General features: G+C 42.1%; 12 protein-coding genes. 6 read left to right on the top strand and 6 right to left on the bottom strand.

Features of this window, described 5'->3' with window-relative positions:
• Window positions 1-59: 59 nt before the first annotated feature.
• Window positions 60-1,853: a type I phosphomannose isomerase catalytic subunit gene (locus tag BW42_RS16085; RefSeq protein ID WP_052019221.1), complete on the top strand. Its 1,794-nt coding sequence runs from the start codon at window positions 60-62 to the stop codon at window positions 1,851-1,853.
• Window positions 1,854-2,032: 179 nt separating this feature from the next.
• Here BW42_RS16085 and BW42_RS15250 read toward each other — a convergent pair whose 3' ends face one another.
• From BW42_RS15250 to BW42_RS15235, 4 genes are all read right to left on the bottom strand, one after another.
• Window positions 2,033-3,805, bottom strand: a complete 1,773-nt coding sequence (locus BW42_RS15250; RefSeq protein WP_035413032.1) for a hypothetical protein — start codon at window positions 3,803-3,805, stop codon at window positions 2,033-2,035.
• Entirely contained in the window at window positions 3,792-4,769 is a 978-nt protein-coding gene (locus BW42_RS15245; protein ID WP_052019219.1) for a patatin-like phospholipase family protein, read from the bottom strand. The genes BW42_RS15250 and BW42_RS15245 overlap by 14 nt, the downstream gene beginning before the upstream one ends.
• An 839-nt stretch (window positions 4,770-5,608) precedes the next feature.
• Window positions 5,609-6,496: a hypothetical protein gene (locus BW42_RS15240; RefSeq protein WP_035413030.1), complete on the bottom strand. Its 888-nt coding sequence runs from the start codon at window positions 6,494-6,496 to the stop codon at window positions 5,609-5,611.
• 59 nt (window positions 6,497-6,555) lie between these two features.
• The gene (locus BW42_RS15235; protein ID WP_155960237.1) at window positions 6,556-6,945 is read right to left on the bottom strand and encodes a hypothetical protein; all 390 of its coding nucleotides are present in this window, start codon (window positions 6,943-6,945) and stop codon (window positions 6,556-6,558) included.
• A 416-nt stretch (window positions 6,946-7,361) separates the two neighbouring features.
• On the opposite strand from BW42_RS15235, the gene BW42_RS15230 reads away from it, so the two are divergent.
• The 4 genes from BW42_RS15230 (at window position 7,362) to BW42_RS16485 (ending at window position 10,332) form a co-directional block, all read left to right on the top strand.
• Window positions 7,362-8,117 carry a hypothetical protein gene (locus BW42_RS15230; RefSeq protein WP_035413026.1) on the top strand — a complete coding sequence of 252 codons (756 nt, stop codon included), beginning with the start codon at window positions 7,362-7,364 and terminating at the stop codon, window positions 8,115-8,117.
• Between the two features lie 281 nt (window positions 8,118-8,398).
• Entirely contained in the window at window positions 8,399-8,821 is a 423-nt protein-coding gene (locus BW42_RS15225; protein WP_197026258.1) for a hypothetical protein, read from the top strand.
• A gap of 99 nt (window positions 8,822-8,920) precedes the next feature.
• Window positions 8,921-10,117 (top strand): hypothetical protein, encoded by a 1,197-nt coding sequence (locus tag BW42_RS15220; RefSeq protein WP_035413022.1) that lies wholly within the window; start codon window positions 8,921-8,923, stop codon window positions 10,115-10,117.
• Between the two features lie 44 nt (window positions 10,118-10,161).
• Window positions 10,162-10,332, top strand: coding sequence for a hypothetical protein (locus BW42_RS16485; RefSeq protein ID WP_197026257.1), 171 nt, complete (start codon window positions 10,162-10,164; stop codon window positions 10,330-10,332).
• A gap of 411 nt (window positions 10,333-10,743) precedes the next feature.
• On the opposite strand, the gene BW42_RS15215 is transcribed toward BW42_RS16485, so the two are convergent.
• Window positions 10,744-12,927, bottom strand: a complete 2,184-nt coding sequence (locus BW42_RS15215; protein ID WP_197026256.1) for a hypothetical protein — start codon at window positions 12,925-12,927, stop codon at window positions 10,744-10,746.
• Between the two features lie 1,259 nt (window positions 12,928-14,186).
• Here BW42_RS15215 and BW42_RS15210 point away from each other — a divergent pair.
• Entirely contained in the window at window positions 14,187-14,786 is a 600-nt protein-coding gene (locus BW42_RS15210; protein ID WP_035413018.1) for a PBECR4 domain-containing protein, read from the top strand.
• Window positions 14,787-15,048: 262 nt separating this feature from the next.
• On the opposite strand, the gene BW42_RS15205 is transcribed toward BW42_RS15210, so the two are convergent.
• A complete protein-coding gene (locus BW42_RS15205) occupies window positions 15,049-17,190 on the bottom strand; it encodes a hypothetical protein (RefSeq protein ID WP_035413016.1) in 2,142 nt (713 codons plus the stop codon).
• Window positions 17,191-17,212 lie beyond the last annotated feature (22 nt).

The raw sequence follows: 17,212 nt of genomic DNA, 5'->3' as shown, positions 1-17,212 counted from the left end.
ATTTTTATTTTATAAAAGTGTAGAGTTGTAATTGAAAATAGGATGAAGGAGGAGTTAGCATGCAGGAAGCGATTTATTTCGAACCGATCGTCAAGGAACGGATATGGGGCGGACAGAGACTTCGCGAGTATGGGTTTTCCATTCCCGAAGACGTTCCGACGGGAGAGGTCTGGACACTCGCGAGTCATCCGAACGGGACTACGCGCGTCGAATCCGGACCGTTCGTCGGTCTCGATCTGGAAGAGTTGTGGTCAAATCACCCTGAAATCTTCGGCATGGAGACGGATTCCGATTTCCCGCTCCTGTTGAAGTGGATCGATGCCTCGACGGACCTGTCCGTCCAGGTCCATCCGAACGACGCCGATGCCAGACGTTATGAGCAACGACCTTACGGAAAGAACGAATGTTGGTACATCATCGATTGTCCGGAGGACGCCTCCCTCATCCACGGTCATTCCTTGTCCTCCGCGGAAGAGTTCGACGAGGCCGTGCGTCGGGGGACGTTGTTGCAGTCATTGCATCACGTACCGGTATCGAAGGGTGACTTCCTCTATGTACCGGCTGGGACCGTCCATGCCCTGACGGAAGGATGTGTCGTCCTCGAAATCCAACAGAACTCGGACACGACCTATCGTCTGCATGACTATGATCGTCTCGATCCAATCACCGGCACTCTGCGTACACTCCACATCGAACAGGCCCGTCGCGTGATACGGTTCCCTCACTATCATTACTTAGAGCCTTCCGTCCCGTTGTCTCCATTCAGAAGACGGCTGACGCGGAATCCTGATTTCTTCGTCGAGGAATGGACCATCCGTCAGACCCATGCACTAGATCCGAGTCCGTCGTTCCGTATCGTCACCATCGTCGAGGGGACCATCGAATTGGACGACGTCGTGTTAGCGGTCGGGGCGACCGCACTCCTCCCTGCCGGTAGCGAGCATGTCGTCTCCGGGGACGGTCTCATGTTGGTCACCGGACCTGCTCCGAAGACGACGAAGCCATTCCGGATTGGTGTCGACCTCGGCGGTACGCAGACACGCGTCGCCGTCGTCGATCAGGAGAAGGTCATCAAGCAGTTTTCCTTCCCGACTAATCCGGTCGCCGGCCCTGGGCAGACCATCTCGCACATCGAACATGCCATCCGATACTTCTCGGAAGAGTTCCATCTGACGAACATCGGCATCGCCGCGCCTGGTCCGCTCGACGCGAGGACCGGACACCTGTTATCCCCACCGAATCTGCCTGGCTGGGACGACGTCGACCTCGTCACCCCCATCGCCTCCCGATTCGGGCTCCCGACCCATCTCGAGAACGATGCGAATGCAGCGGCGCTCGGCGAGGCGTTGTTCGGAGCAGGACAGACATCCTCTTCCGTCTATTATGTGACGGTCAGCACCGGGATCGGCGGGGGCTATGTCCATGAGAAGAAGCTCATTCGCGGGGCCAATGGGTATGCGGGAGAAATCGGCAACACCATCATCGATTCATCCGGGCCAATCCATCCGGTGCTCAACGTCGGCTCCCTCGAGGGGTTGGCGAGCGGCACCGCACTCCAATCACGTGCCTTGGAGCAGGAAGCCTCGTCCATCGAGATGCTGCTCACCGTACCCTCAGAACGAACCCGGTTCATCAACCACTTGGCGACAGGGCTCGCGAACATCATCCACACGATCGACCCTGAGGCCGTCATCATAGGAGGGGGAGTCACAGGATCTGCAGATGTTTTCTGGGAGGAGTTGATGTGTCGGGTCCGAGAGCTCGTCTATCCTGCTCTTCGTCCGAGCATCGATATACGTCTCGCGACGTTGAAGGGGCGTGCAGGGGTCATCGGTGCTGCTCATCTCGGCTAATCAATCGTAGAAGATGTTCAAAATTGACTGGATTAGTGGATAATGAATCAGAGAATAGAAAAAGATTGTATACGTTTCAATGTCGAAATGTATACAATCTTTTTCTATTAATATTCAATGCGCCATATATAATAATCATATATAGTCACTCGTTTATCATAATTTTTTGACTTGAGTATTCAAAATGAGTCAATGCATAATTCGTTAATGTGTATAAGACCAATGCTATGTTGCTCCATTATAGGTCTAGCATAGAATCGATTTCTATAGCTACTCCCTAAACGTTTTTCCGTTCTTTTGATGCAAAAGAGTGGTATTTTCTGCTCGCTTTCATGTCTTTTTTCGATTGTTAGTTCATTTATATCCTGAAAAACTTTAAGTACCATTCCATTGACATTTGCAACAAATACTTCTAACGTACTAGTCGAAGCAAATCCTCCGTAAGCAGATGTTTGAAGTCCTGAAATAATAGAGTATGGTGTCAACGATGGTTGAGTTTTTAAATCAATATTATCGAAACCGTATTTTATATGTTCTGAAAAATTAAAAGGATAGCTTTTATACTTCAGCAGTGCCTCTTTTATTTTCATGATTTCTAAGGAAACGATGAGTAATGGGTCCGTTCTCAAGTTTACTACAGAGGATACTTGATGACTGAGAAGTATTTGATTTATTTCTTGAGCCTCTTCATATGGAATATCGCTAACAATACGATGCATTAAGTTATCACTATTTAACAAATCGTTCGCTACGGTCACATCTATCTCTAATAATCGCGTCAATAACATCGTCAATTCAAATTTATCCATCTCATAATCTAATATAATGACTTCATATAGTTCTTCTTCATACTCCTTAACGTGTTTTTCCTCTGAAGTATTCGAGTCTAATAACATTAACTCGTCAGATGGACCGACATAATCATTAAGTATCTTCATTTCCATCAGAAGCTCGTTGATTATCTCGAAGATAGGTTGTTCTATTCTCAAATCTCTTAAGCCTAGCTCACTGATGTAATTCAAGGAAAGTTCTCGCGTCAGCTCTACTTCATTCTTTTCAACACCAGATGCATCTAAGTTATCTAATATCGTTCGTACTAAATATTTTTCATCTGTCAGCAGGTTAGTTGCTTTGTGTAGACCGTGGAGTATTGGTATCTCTAGCGGTGAGAAACCCGACAGCCTATCGAAGTTAACGATTTCTCCCATCATCCCTCTCAATGACGTGTCTTCAATCAATTTATTCAAAATGAGACTTGAACTAATCTCTTGGCTTGGATTTTCCCCTAAATCTTTTAGGACGGATTTAATCAATAATAAATCCGTTGTGTCCCACTCTCCTTTGGAGACAGTATAAAAATCCGTCGTCAGACATACGACTTTACTAGCGATGTCCAACTCAGAATAAAAGTCACCGTCGAACGTTGCATATTCAGCAGTCTGAGCCCACTTCAGGAGTTCTACTCTTTGATCTAAATAGTCAAATCGTTGTTCTGACTTCAGGAAATTTCCTCTTGTCTCTTTTACGAATTTGAAAAGCATCGAATACAACTCATTGATTTCTATGGTGTTACTGACCATGTACGCGTTCAACTTACTATTTACCGCAGTCAATAGATCGAATGTCAACAAGTTCTGGTCCGCTAGCTTTGATAGCGTATATTGCGCTGCATGTTGTGCTCTTCTCTGATTATAAGAAATATTCCTTTCTAACGCCCTATTTCCACCTGTCAGATTTCTGAACGTACGCTTAAGGAAGCTTTGATTCTCTAGTTCATCTGTTTGCGAGTCGGCAATCGCTAATGCAGTAACGCTATCAATCGTATATTTCGCAATCTGAGCACTGTTGTCCTTGTATTGATAAATCGTCTGTTCAATCATTGTATTGATCTCTTGCTTCTCATCTATCGATAACTGTTCATCCTGAATAAGTGATAGTTCATTCCGATTCATGGAGCACCTCTTTTAAATTTTCTTTGATTTGTTGTCTATCATTCAATCTACTTTTCAATACATCAAATGTAGTTTTTTCCTGACGAGCATATCTCGAAACACTGTTTAAAACTTCTTTCTGGGTATCTATCATACTAAAAATAGGCATAAGGATATCGTTCGCATCAGCATATCCTTGTATCATTCTTTTATTCGCATTTGATGAGTTGAAGTCTAATGTTCCATCGACGAACTCCCCTAGTGAACTCTTAGGGAAAATCTCGATTATCTTCGCGCCAGGATATTTTGAATGATCTATTACTGTCATCCTGTTCAAATGAACTACAATGATATACGGACACCCTAAATCATATAACGGGAGCACTGGAGTATTATCAATCAGTCCACCATCCCAGTAAGTTTGTCCGTCTATCTTGACCGGATCAAAGATGAAAGGCAGGGCCGAACTTGCGAGCAACGCATTTAGTTTATCTTCGTCATTGAGTTGATTCAGTAAAAAATAGTGAGGACGCCTCAATTTTTCGTCGTAAGCAGTCGCGTATAATAGCATACTGTCTTTATTGATATCAGAGAGATTTACGGAATCTTTTATGATTCTAGTAAGTCCTTCTCTCGAAAATACACCTCTTCCAGCAAATCTTTCTACGATCTTTAAAGGCAAATCGAATCCATGTCTATGGAACGTCCGACTCATTCCAGATACATTGAAAGATAAGATTTTATCTGGAGAAATAGCCGACCATACGTTAGCCGCTTCATTGATGGAAGTGGATGTAAATAGCGCTGCGTTCAGCGCTCCGACAGATGTACCGGATATGGCCATGATTCGCAAATCAAGTCCGTACTCTTTCAGCGCCTTCCAGACACCAACATGGTACGCACCCTTCCCACCGCCACCAGCAAGAACTAATCCAATCTTCGTCGAAATAGTTCCTTCACTAACCTTTCGCGTTAGTTTTTCCATGAGACCTCCCTGTTATCACATATTTTGTTCGAAACTAATCTTACTAGAATTCATTCTCTCCTCTTTAATAATTCGACTGGCATCTTCATAGTTCGAACACTTTCAGAGAAATGATTAATCTTCGAGATATCCTGTTTCATGGTGTCGATCAAAATCATCTTAGTTTTGAATCGTGTCTTCTTTACGACGTAGAGTGTTTAGCTTTGAATCTATGCCTCCAATCTTTTGAGCTTCGAAAAACCAAAATAACAAAATAATATGTAGCAAATCATCTGTTTCAGGCTAGCATCCGCTTGTGAGCCCTTCTTACACCCTTCTTTCATACTCGATTTGTAATTTATGTCTAGTATACAATGAATAAAAGAGTGAAGTACCCCATATAATCCATTAATTTCTATTTATTGATTTACCATTCTTTATGTACATCAACATATAAAAAAACAGACCTCAATGGATCTGCTTCGTAAAATATATCTGTATAAGATTCGCGTCCTTCATAACATTTCAGTAGTACTATCGAATCCGGAAAAAAATCAATCTTAGATTAACCAAGAATCATGAAATCAGAGATATGACTTCATGATTCTTTGAATGATAAAGGGTAGTTTTAGACTAAATCGCATCTGCTTTCAATCGTAGACCTTCATACTGCTCTTCATCGCCCATCTATTCGTGGCTCATTCATCGATCGTTTCTGTTCATCGATATTATGACGATATGGCTCCTTCGAGTGTCTATCTAGTTATCCATCATTTCTTCTTGGTCTCTTATGTTAAACACATAGCTCCTCAATGTTTCACCATTTATCACTAAGAAAAGGATGGATCACCCTTTGAAAATCACTGAAATGCGTTAAAAACATTAGGGTTAGGGCCAGTCCAATCGCTAAGGTTTTCGAAAAGTCGTTGTAAGTTCTCATTACAAAACAACGATGGCCTCAGATTTAAATTCCCTTGTAGTTGATCAAAATACCACTTGTGTTGATGGTCTAACCCAAGGAAGCCCCCTGGTCCGAAATGAGGCGAAGTCTGATTCTGATTCCAATGAGGATATTCATTATAAATTGGCGTATTTTCATACATCATACATAAAAATCCCATGACCATGTCTCTAGGTCTGAAGAGGTTTTCTTTTTTGAAATGACTGAACTGTTGAAACGATTGACTACCGTAGTTCAATTCCTGTTCGAAAAACAACCAGGACAGCACCACTAGGACATCTGATTGATTCGCATTCAAGTCACGATGGTTGATTTCCCTACCTTCATACACATCCTGACATTGTTCATATGTTACATGACTGAATAGATCCTGGAAAACATTCCGATGCGTCGCTCTTCCTTGAAAAAGCATTCTGTACCGTTCTCCTGCCTCGAGATAAAAATCGAAAATCCCGTGGCCCAGTAGTTTACTTTTGTCATACAAATAATTAGGGTCTTCATATTTACGCAAAGCATTGCCGGCTACTAATCCACTATAAGATTTATAACGAATCGTAAAATCACCATAAAGCGGGCTTCGATATATCACTCTACGTATATCGAACGATTTATAGCCGTTATCTAGACCCTTTTCATGAAGGATGACATTTCCTTCGCCAATGCTTCGCCTAGCTCTCTCACTAAGTCGTAAATCATCTTGAGTAATGTTTTCTGGGTATACATAATTTACCACCGCCGAGAAATCTTCATGAAGCTCTCTAATGATATGAGCATATCTTAGATACATCATACCATCCCTTTCAATCATTATTCACGGGCAATTGATGATTCCAGTTCCATAATTTTTTACTCGACAATCCATATATCTCTGACTTTAAATTCATGGTTCTTAGCGTCTCCGGATGAGTTCAACCCTGTGTACACGACGATGTTTTCTTTAATGGCTTTAAGTAAGGCTTCCTCGTAGTTGATGTTCCAGTCTTCCTCAAAGAGCCATTCACCTTCATATATTAAAACAGTCTCATTCAAATCATAATCAATCGTTTGAGGAACAAGGGATGAACTAAAAAGTCCTGGTCTTGATACGGTATCGTGTAACTCGATATATAGTGATGTCACAGTCACTTCGACCTCACCCTTCTTCTCTTTCAGCTTCGAATATACATCCAAATAAATCGTTTCGTATATTTTCTCATGAGGACCACCATGATAGTAATCTGACGTTTCGATTGCCACGACAACTTTTTCGTATAAGTGATCAAAATATTTTTTTTATCGATATAGTCTTCAATGCTTGGCATAAACGACTCCCCCTACATGATTATTAAGATTATTATATAGAAAAAATTACACTTTTTTACCTATTTTTTAAAAAAGGTTAACGTTTTAATCAAATTATCATATCCATGCGAACAAATTTAAAGCAGAAGCTAGCTAGGAATTCTGCTTTATGAACAAAAAAATGAAAATCAAATTCTCATTACCCACAAATACTAAAATAGTAATTTATTTGAAAAAATAGTGTAAAATGTATATATGAAATCATAAGGAATAATCATGATGATAAACAATTTGGGTTTGATTGAGTGCGAAAACTAAATTGACCTCATAGGATTCATCGGTTTATTCCACAAGGCTTTAGGAGGAGGAGCATGATTAAAAAGATAATACTAATTTCGACAATTTTTTTGTCGGGCATTCTTGTATTCTCAGGATGTGAACAGCAACCTATGAAGAAATCTACCACTCGCGATGAATATCCTGAAAAAATCAAATTAAAGATTAAAAATAACGAACTCGTTAGTAATGATGTAATCGAGTTGTTCAACCGTGAGAAAAGTTTTAAGGACAATGAATCTGGTTTTGCATTTGATAATGGAATGAAAAAGATAAAGCATTCTAAGGATTTCAAGACAGATGTCACTCAATTATTTAGCAGGCTTGCAGCAGCCATAGAATTTAATCCAGGGATGAGTAGCAAGAAATTTCCGATGCCGGAAAGTCGCCTACAACAAATTGATGAGGTTCTACGCGCAACAGACGCAATCAGTGACGTAGAGGAACTAGCTGTATTACGTGAAAAGCTGATGGAGGAAAAATCAAAATCCAATCTTCGTGAAAAAAAATTTACTTCACTGAATAACAAAATTGTAGACTTCAGAAAAAAATATCTAATCGATCAATATGATGAAGAATCGTTAGTATTACACAATGTAGCTGATAATTATACGGCCTTTTTGATTGGTTTCAAGATGAAACTATTTGCTGAAGAGAATTATTCATCATCCAAAAACTCAGTACAAAAAGGAATCAATGGTATGAAAAACAGCGAGGCAGTCTATTTCTCCACTTATTCGGATAATCTAATGCACCTAAGCGAAGATATGGGAAGCGAGGTCGTTGATTGATGCTTCGACAAATAAAAAAGTGTCTCCCATTATATAGATTTACTATTCATGTCAGTATATGTATCCTTTTGATTCTTTCATTTCACTTCACGAGGCAATTCGATTTTGAGGGACCGACGGTAATAGCGAAAGGAAATCAAACAAATAGTTTTCTCGAAAAAGACGTACTCCCACTCTCATCACAGGCATCACTGTTCAACCCAGACGGGTTGTATTATCAGACTCTTATACACATGAAAGAAGAATTATATCAAGACTTCCGATCCCATCCAGGAATCGGGATGAATTATTGGAATTCCTTACGAGATACAAGACAAGAAATATTAAATACAATTTCTGAAGTAGATAAAAAGGATTCCGCTTCGTTAAAAAAATTAGAACTTCTCCTCAATGATTTCCTTCTATTGATAGAAATTGGCGAAGATAAGTATGAAAAGATTCTAATGGAAGAGCTCCAACAACCATCTCCTGAAGCCGATGGTATGAACTGGGCTTCCGATTATACGTATATAAAGGATTTTTTAACTATACAGAGAGTTTGGCTGTACTATACACAAAAATTGCTAAAAGATGACTTCATTCAAGTTAGCGAGCTCGATGATCCCGAAAGAAAAATGTATTTTGAAGTACAAAAAAATGATTTGTCTAAGATATTGCTTGTGTCTGAATATTTTTTTCGGGCAGAACCTGAATTGAATGAATAATATTAAATAATTCTATATATCAGAATAAAGCGTCATAGCACAAGGGTTTATATCCCTCAAAATACAGAGTCATACGATCATAAGGAGACTATTATAGAGATGAAAAAACTGCACATGACGATATTTGTATTACTGTTGACGATACTAGCAGGATGTACGTCGAGTGAAGAAAAGAAGACAGAGACTAAACCAAGCCAAACGAAAGAAGCGAAAGGAACAAGCCCTGACAAAAAGGAACGAGCTCCTGTCAAAGTCAAAGAACAATCAACTACCACAGCTCTTGAGCCCATAGAAAAGGAGTCTCTCGATTGGATTCCTATTTATAGAACGTTGACAGAAAAAGCTGCGAATGGTGACTTCGATTCAGGCAACCTCTATTCATATTTCACCACGGTCGAACCTTATGACATCGAGCTCGAGATTAAAGATGTGTTGATTTCATATTTACAGAACGAAAGAACTGTCGGAGACTCCGATGCTTTTCACCGAAAATTCTCAGATGCGTTCATCAAGGAAATGGACCAAGCCATATTGAAACTTGAAGAAGAAAAGCTATCTGCTTTACCATCCACGGATCAAGGGCAGCTACAATCCTATATCGACTACCACAAGCTATACGTCGATGCTCAACGGATACATCTGAAACGATTACAGATTCCTGCGATTCTGGGTGTATTTAGTCAATATAGAGAGTCAACTGGCTTGGATAGATTCAATCCAAAATCTTATGAAAAATTTGAAATCGATTCTATGGGAAAGCTTCAATCAATCAGACCCTTCGACCAAGAAACCTCTGAAATGATCAAAAGGCTCATCAAGAGAGGCGATGCTGTATATTCAGAGAATAACGTACTGAGTGCTTCGAATGAAGTACAACGCTTCGAGTTAGTCAACATGAAACGACTGACAGAACATCTCGATGAAGTAGTAAATTTGCAACCAGAACAGGATTCAAACACTAGTTCAGATTCATCAGAAGAACAAGGTTACTGGAAGAATTTTGTTCAGATGGACTTCGATAAATACTTTTATTACGGCATGAAAAAAGAACTGAAAGATTTAGAGAACAATGTCCTTCCAACGCTTGAATCGGATGAGCAACAAGCTCTTCGTGATTACATTGACATGCATCTTTTGTTCATCGAATCAATCCATCTATATTCGGATGAAGAAAATCCTTATAAATTCGAAGATATGTTCATCGATTATGTCACTGATTTCTTAGCTGAAACCGAGGGAGATACTTCAGGACCTTATCCGGAATTCAAGCATCTTAAGCAGTCGGATGTACATTGATACTTCGAAAGAATGATTTTTAAAAACAAAGGAGTCGATTTCGAATGTTAATCAAAAAAAAGATTAGCTGGATAGCATACTCAATGCTACTAACGATTGCATTAGCAGGATGCCAAGAGGAGAAGAAAGATGGCATAACTATTGACGAAGATGGCATCGAAGCGAACTATGAAGGAGATCACCTAGAAATTGATTTTGGTGGAGAAGACGAGTGAAATGAAATATGACTTACAAAGCAGGAAGATGGTCGACATGACTAGCTTCCTGCTTCGTTTCTTCTATAAAGTTGATTGTCGTTTCTATTTTCTTTTCAACTCATCCAATCGTATATACCTCGTCTTCAAACTTTAACCACTAAGCACGCTGATGATTTCTTTAATTCCTTTTAGAATTTTTTGATACGAGTAGGAATCCACAGGAATACAAGATTTAACTTGTCCAACCTATCACAACCGATATAGAAAAAAAATGTTTAGGGTACTTTTAATACTTATTGTACATAAGAAAACAAATTATGACCTTGAAGAATCGCTATGGTTAGGTCAACACGCCTTAGACAAGAAAAATTATCGAAAGGAGCGCTTAAAAAATTTAGTTTGATGGACCTTTGTCTTACGATTGATTCATCATGACTCGAATATGCTGTCCAAAAATCCTTCCTTATGCTTATAGAGCATCTCCGTATCAGTAGAGAAGTAACCACCTTTCCCCCGAATATTCGAAATGATGGTAGTCCGGTCTAAGTTCAGTCGGAACTTTTTCAAAATGTCCTCGCGCATCATGTCGATATCAATCCCACCTCTCTCTGGTAGCAGATCAAGAAGGAATCTCCCGATTGTCCGCTTGTCACGACCGATATAGAAGATGTCTCCACGAGCCGTCCGGATGGAACCTACACGTTTCTGTGTACGGATCAACTCCTCGAAGAAAATGTCTTCCATCCCGAGTTCGACGATAGGCGAATCGAGGTCTGTCCGGATTGACGAGAAGGTGAAATAGTCCTCTCCTGAACGTTTGACGATTTCGAGCATCTGCTTGATGAGAGTCTTGATCATACCCTTGTTCACGCCTACCTTTCTCAATCGCGCAATCGAGATGTAGGTGGATGCATCGAAGCGGAAAAGATCATGTTTGTCCTCCATCCGCTTGACGATGCGTCTGAATGAAGAGGACTTGTATACGGGAGAATCCGGGATTGTGAAGAGCTCCTCCCGTGACAGGATGGACTCGAAGTAGGACTCTGCATTGCCGTGGGCCGCATGTAGGACGAGGCCACCTTGATTGATGAAGCCGACCTTTTCGAGGGCACCTGCGTTCAGATAACGGGAGCTGAACTGCTCGATGTGAGGGAAGGCCTCCTCCAACTCCTCATAGGTATAGATTTCCTTCGTGAGACGTCTCGAGAACCAGGTCGCCTCCTTTTTCGTGAGGAGGGACATGCTCTGCCCGAGCGTACCATCAGGCGAGAGGTAATCCGGAAGATCCCGGCGGATGGACTGCCTCACCGACGCCCCCGATAGTCCGAATCGTTCCTCGACGAGCGACTGGAAATCCTTCATCCCGATCGGGGCATGCTGTCGGATCAACTTCTTCAACCATTCGGCCTTATCCATCGATCCGATGACAATCTCCGACTGCTTCACGACGGCGATGTTCGCCGCCTCGACATATCGACGGATGACGTATTGCAGTTCATCGGGATCCTGACAATCAAGCTCCTCCATCAGCGAGGGTTCGAGCCTGAAGAGATGATTCGTACCGTAGAAGCCAGGCTCGATACGGAGTAGGCCGCGCAATCTCTGTAGACGTCTCTGCGTCAATCTTGAACGATCATAGTAACGGAAACGTTTTCCCGAAGACGGGATGACGGACTCCGACTGAGTGGCGATTGTTGCCAGCTTCCTGGCTTCTGCCTTCAATCGTACAGCCATCCCGATCTTGTAGGTCTCTTCGACGTACTGATCATAGACGACCTTCCATTCTTCCATCGTTCTCGCCGCTTCGTCAGCATGCGACCATAGGACGTGCTCGAAGACGTTCGCCCTCGTCACCTGCATGACCTCACCGTCACGAGTGACGATGAGTGATAAATATTTCAAGAATGCTTGACGTTGCCGCTCGTTCAGCCTCCCGTATAGTCCCTTGATGTCCTCCGTACCCGGTTGTACCCGGACGGAGAGGAAACGATGGATGGAGGCGGGTTCATCGAACACCTTCATGAAGACGTACTCAGGAATGTCGAAGCGCTCGAAACGTTGAAGATACCTCCTCGCCTCCTTCACATGAGTGACGGGAATCTTGTTGTGTGATTGTCTCAGACGTATTTGGACTTCCCTCGCCTCGATGCCATGTTTCTTCGAGATTTCTTGCAAAGTGAGTCCCTCTTCCAGTCTGTCGCGGAGCAGCCCCGCTTCTGGTCCCATCGACGATAGTATCGCGCGTAGTGTACGTATTCGTTTCTTGTACTGACCATCTTCCGTCCGGACAATCAAGTCCGCATGACACAACTCCTCGAGGAGTTCCAAGAGCTCGGCAGCCCCTTCACCCGTCTCCTTCTTCGCATCCTCGAGAGAGAACGTATCCTCGAGACGATCATAGACCGTTTCACGGAACGTACGCTCGAGTCCCTTTCTCGTGATTTTGCGTCTGACCTCCGTGATAGGTAGGGAATCCTCTTCCTTCACCTCGACGGTCGTCGCTACCATCGAGATCGCGTCCATCTTTTTCCTGCCCTCGACTTCACGATATGCATTCATGATGCGATGGTAGGCATCGGGTCTTCTATCACCATCAAGAACCTTTTCAAACATCGGCAAGGTCATCCCCTCGAGGTCTGAATACTTCACCTTTGCATTCTTCAAGAGATTGAGGTCGGTGAGAGTCATCCACGTTTCGGGTAGTAGCAAGTGATACAGCGTCTTCATCCTGCAATGTTCAAGGATTTCTCCATCACTCATCACAGATTGAAGAATCAGCACTGCCCGTCGAACGGATGCTGGTACGCCAGGAAGGGATTTTCCTTCCTTCGTGAGCAGTTCTTGTATGGATATTCCTTTCATGAGAAGAGTGATTGCACTCGAGTGACTAATCTTTATGTCATATTGCTCCAAGATGTCGAGAATACCTAAGATACTCTCTCCACTATCACTCCTCTTCAAAATCATGTTTCTTTCATCTTCATTCATGCGTCAAATCTCCCCCAATTCATTCATGCGCACGCCCTAGAACGTATATATTGCAATCCTTTGAAGTATCCCCTTAACTTGTATGTATATTCTCACTCCCTATATTTTACTGTTTTTCCCATGATATTTGTAGTCAAACTCTATAGTTTGAAGAATGGAACAATTACTTTTGAGTGATTATCATTACAGACGTTTTAATATACAGATGAGGGATTTCACGCATAGATTTCAGTTCTGAAAATCCTCATCCGAGAAGTCCGAAGTCAACATTGATTATTGATCACCATAAGATTTCAAGAAAAATAATCAAGAGGAAAATGGAATGCTCTTCGGAATATGTATTTAGTTGTTCATAAAAAGATCAGGGACTACATTGTTGATTTCAGATTGAAGCATGGGATAAAATAGGAAAGTGATGTATTAAAAATAGTACATCATTTTACGGTCTTTGATAGAATTCTTTAATATCGATCCTAGGGTTAGTTCCTATTTTTTGTGGAGTAGATCTGAGAAAAAATTAACATCAAACAAAATATGATCTTCAAAAAATTGAATACGATTTAAAAAACAAAACAATAGAACTGGAGACAATCTTCAGTCAATTCATTTTTTGCTAATGGCAAAGTAGCGACTCGAATTTTTAAGCAAAAAACTATGTGGACAACCTAGGTTTAATCAATCGGATTAAAGCGAATATCAAAGACTAAGCTAGCGGGTTAGTAATGGTGACCTGCTCCGGCGCAGCGGCTTCAAGTTGAAGGAAAATAATACTGCGACTGCTATCGCCCTAAGGCGTAGACGGGCCACCATTACATTTAAACTATTAGTTCTGGCTGAGTGCCCTCAAGGTACCAGCCAGATTTTTTTATGAAAGGGTGCTTTCTTTGTATACGATAGATTCATTCAAAACCCCGACTCATTTTTTTAAAAGTGAAAGTCTTGATTTACATCGTTTCGCTCTTTTCTTTGAAGAAAAAATTGCTAATAGAAGATATACTTATGTGAACTCAAAGGGAAAAGTCAAAAAAATTAATATAGAGCTGAGAGGAGAAAACCTACCTCATCTAATCGGATTACAATATTGGAGGAATTTACCTTCAAAACAAGCTAGTAAGCAATATAAAATGCTGCTAGACGGAACTATCGACTTTGAGTTTTTAAAAGCTTCCGACATAACAGCATTCAAAAAACATAAAGACAGGTTTAAAATGCTTCCCTTTTTCTATCGTTCATTTTATAACTACGAATGCGAAATAAAACTCGTCGAAAGAAATAGTAATGTGGGCTTCGAGAGACGTAAAGTCGACATGATTTTTAGACAGAATGATTCTCCAGATGTATATTTATTAGAATTAAGATGTAAAGGAGTAGATAAATTCACTTTCGTCCCTAGCAGTATAACTGTACATAAATTCAACTCCGCGACATTGAAGGCTAAATATTTACCATTATATATTCAGGAAATGAGGGTAGACTTTCTCTAAGTCGATTTGAATTAGGCTGTACTAAAATGAAACAATCGAATACATTTTCATCATCAAAGGTTTTATTAATTTTTATTTAGAAGCAGATTTGAATAGAACTAAAAAAACAATATAAAAAAAGAAGCTGGATCTATAATGAATAGAATCAGCTTCTTTTTTCGATTGATAAACAGTCTGACGGAGTTTATCTTGAGTTCTTTTAAATAAATTATCAAGGAAAGACCTTTTAGCTTATCGCCAGAGACGTCATGATAAAACTTTCTCAGTACACTTTAATCGTCAAAGACCTCGTTTGATAATCTTTCTTCTTCACATCGATTCTCAGTGTCGTCCCCTTCTTCATTTCCGGCAATTTGATTGAGAAGTTTTCCTTCTTATCGATGAGCGTCTTACCCAACAACTTCTTCCCGACGAATACACTGACTTCGGCCCCTGTACTACCCTTGCCTTTCACCCCTGTACTTTTCGTCGTCACACCGGAGACGCTGAAGTAGGGGAATACTCTCAAGACTTTCGAGATGGTGACCGGTGTTTTTTGATTCAGGCGGTCGGTAGCTACGACTTGAATTTCCTTCCCCGCTACAGGAGAGGCGGCCTTGAACTTGAACTTGCCCTTCGAAGAGCTCTGTCCGGTATAGGTCTTACCGTTCATCTTCACTTGGACAGTCATACCAGGGAGCGTGCTACCTTCGATATGGTCGGAAAAGTCGGTGACTTCCTTCACTATCGGAGCTTTCAACTTCTTCGTCTGCTTGATTTTGATACTTTGCGCATAATATACGCCACCCCCGCCTGCATTTGTGTAGATGGAGACCGTATCGCCGACCTTGACGAGTTCCTTCTTGTCACTCAGAGATAAGCTCACTTGCTTTTCGTATGCATAGGCCGATGATGACCAACGAGTCTTCTCGTCCCATATTGACGTATGATAGAAAAGATTCGACTCACCATAAAGAACTTGTTTATCTAGATTGTACCTGACATTCTCCAAACCCTTCGTCGCCTTCTCCTGACTCACGACCTGTTCGAACGAATACTTGGTAGTCCCATCGGCGTTCAGGGCGCTATACTTGATCGTGAAAGGTAGCTTAGGAAAATTAGTCCATTCCCTTCCATCATAAAAATAGACCTGTTTCCCAGAAATGACGAGAGATGTTTTTTTGCCATTCAGTTCGATGACATGGCGCCCGAAGTTGGGTGTCGATGGAGCAGCAAGGACATAGATGGAATTGCGGCTCTTCGTAGCCATGAAGCGATCGATTTTGTCCAAGGCGTAGATGTCGACGACGCTCTCCTTGTTCGATTCATCGTAGAACTTCAGCTTAGGCGGGTTCTTCGTGACTTCTTTCGGAAGATTTATCTTATACCTGCCATCGTTTCCGACCCTTGACGTCCCGATTGACTTGTCTTGTGACCAGATGATCCGGGAACCCGGTTCGCTCAGTCCCGAGACGTACATATCACCTTCAAGAGAGGGATCCATCCGGACGACCGGTCCAGTGACATAGTTTAGACTCAATACTTTCCATTCCGATTCACAGTCGTTACCGTTGGTGCCTCTTAGTCTGATATATCTGATGCCATCCTCCTTGAACGTGTGATCCCCTGTGTTACGGATATAGTACGGAGTCGTATCCATCCCTTCGACACCGCTGTATTCGATTACGGAGTCCTTGACCACTCTTTCGTCCTTGTCGAGGTATTCCACTTGAATCTTACGAACGGAATCGTCTATGTCGACCTGTATCCCCCTCGCCTCGTCGTCCACGTCCTGCTGTCCTGATCGAACGATCACGGGTGGACTTGCATCTATCTCATCATGCCTTACCGATACCTGCTGATGCTTTTGCCATTCGCCGATGGTCTTGTCGATGGAGAAGTTACCACTCCCTCTCTTGCTGAACTCTCCACGGAAGTCACCCGTCTCATCGGTCGTCAGCGACCGTCTCGAGTTCCAACCTTCGCCGTCGTAAGAGTACTCTATGGACGCATCCGGTTCGGTGTTGACGGAGATGGTCGTATCTCCACCCTTCATCGCCTTGATTCGAGTCACGATGGGCGACACTTCTTGGGTCCATTCCTTCAATACTTGTCCGTCCCTCGACAGGAGCTGGAATTGGAATCTGGTTTGTTTAGAGATATCGAATCGATACGGATATGTCGGGTTGCTCAGGGTAGTCTTTGTCCGTTCCCCATCAGCACGTTCATACTCCGCGATTAGATAGGATCCGGTAGGCGCATCGGATAGATATGATTTAATGTCTAATCTGATTTCGGTATCACTTTCCATGAACGACGGGCTGCATGCGCCCTCGGAAGCGGAGACCGTCTGGGAAGCGGCTAACCCGAATCCAAGCGTGATTGCCGCCGTCAGAAATATCTTGTACACCTTATTGCTTTTCACGTCATCATATCCTTTAAGTTAA

The organism is Exiguobacterium sp. RIT341, assembly GCF_000632205.1.
Taxonomy (GTDB): Bacteria; Bacillota; Bacilli; order Exiguobacteriales; family Exiguobacteriaceae; genus Exiguobacterium_A.
This window is presented reverse-complemented; position numbering and strand designations above follow the sequence as displayed.

Excerpts from the sequence above, each read along its gene's own strand:
- BW42_RS16085 (WP_052019221.1), top strand. The coding sequence starts at position 60 with ATGCAGGAAGCGATTTATTTCGAACCGATCGTCAAGGAACGGATATGG.
- BW42_RS15220 (WP_035413022.1), top strand. The coding sequence starts at position 8,921 with ATGAAAAAACTGCACATGACGATATTTGTATTACTGTTGACGATACTA.
- BW42_RS15250 (WP_035413032.1), bottom strand. The coding sequence starts at position 3,805 with ATGAATCGGAATGAACTATCACTTATTCAGGATGAACAGTTATCGATA.
- BW42_RS15230 (WP_035413026.1), top strand. The coding sequence starts at position 7,362 with ATGATTAAAAAGATAATACTAATTTCGACAATTTTTTTGTCGGGCATT.
- BW42_RS15225 (WP_197026258.1), top strand. The coding sequence starts at position 8,399 with ATGAATTATTGGAATTCCTTACGAGATACAAGACAAGAAATATTAAAT.
- BW42_RS15215 (WP_197026256.1), bottom strand. The coding sequence starts at position 12,927 with ATGTTTGAAAAGGTTCTTGATGGTGATAGAAGACCCGATGCCTACCAT.
- BW42_RS15240 (WP_035413030.1), bottom strand. The coding sequence starts at position 6,496 with ATGTATCTAAGATATGCTCATATCATTAGAGAGCTTCATGAAGATTTC.
- BW42_RS15245 (WP_052019219.1), bottom strand. The coding sequence starts at position 4,769 with ATGGAAAAACTAACGCGAAAGGTTAGTGAAGGAACTATTTCGACGAAG.
- BW42_RS16485 (WP_197026257.1), top strand. The coding sequence starts at position 10,162 with ATGTTAATCAAAAAAAAGATTAGCTGGATAGCATACTCAATGCTACTA.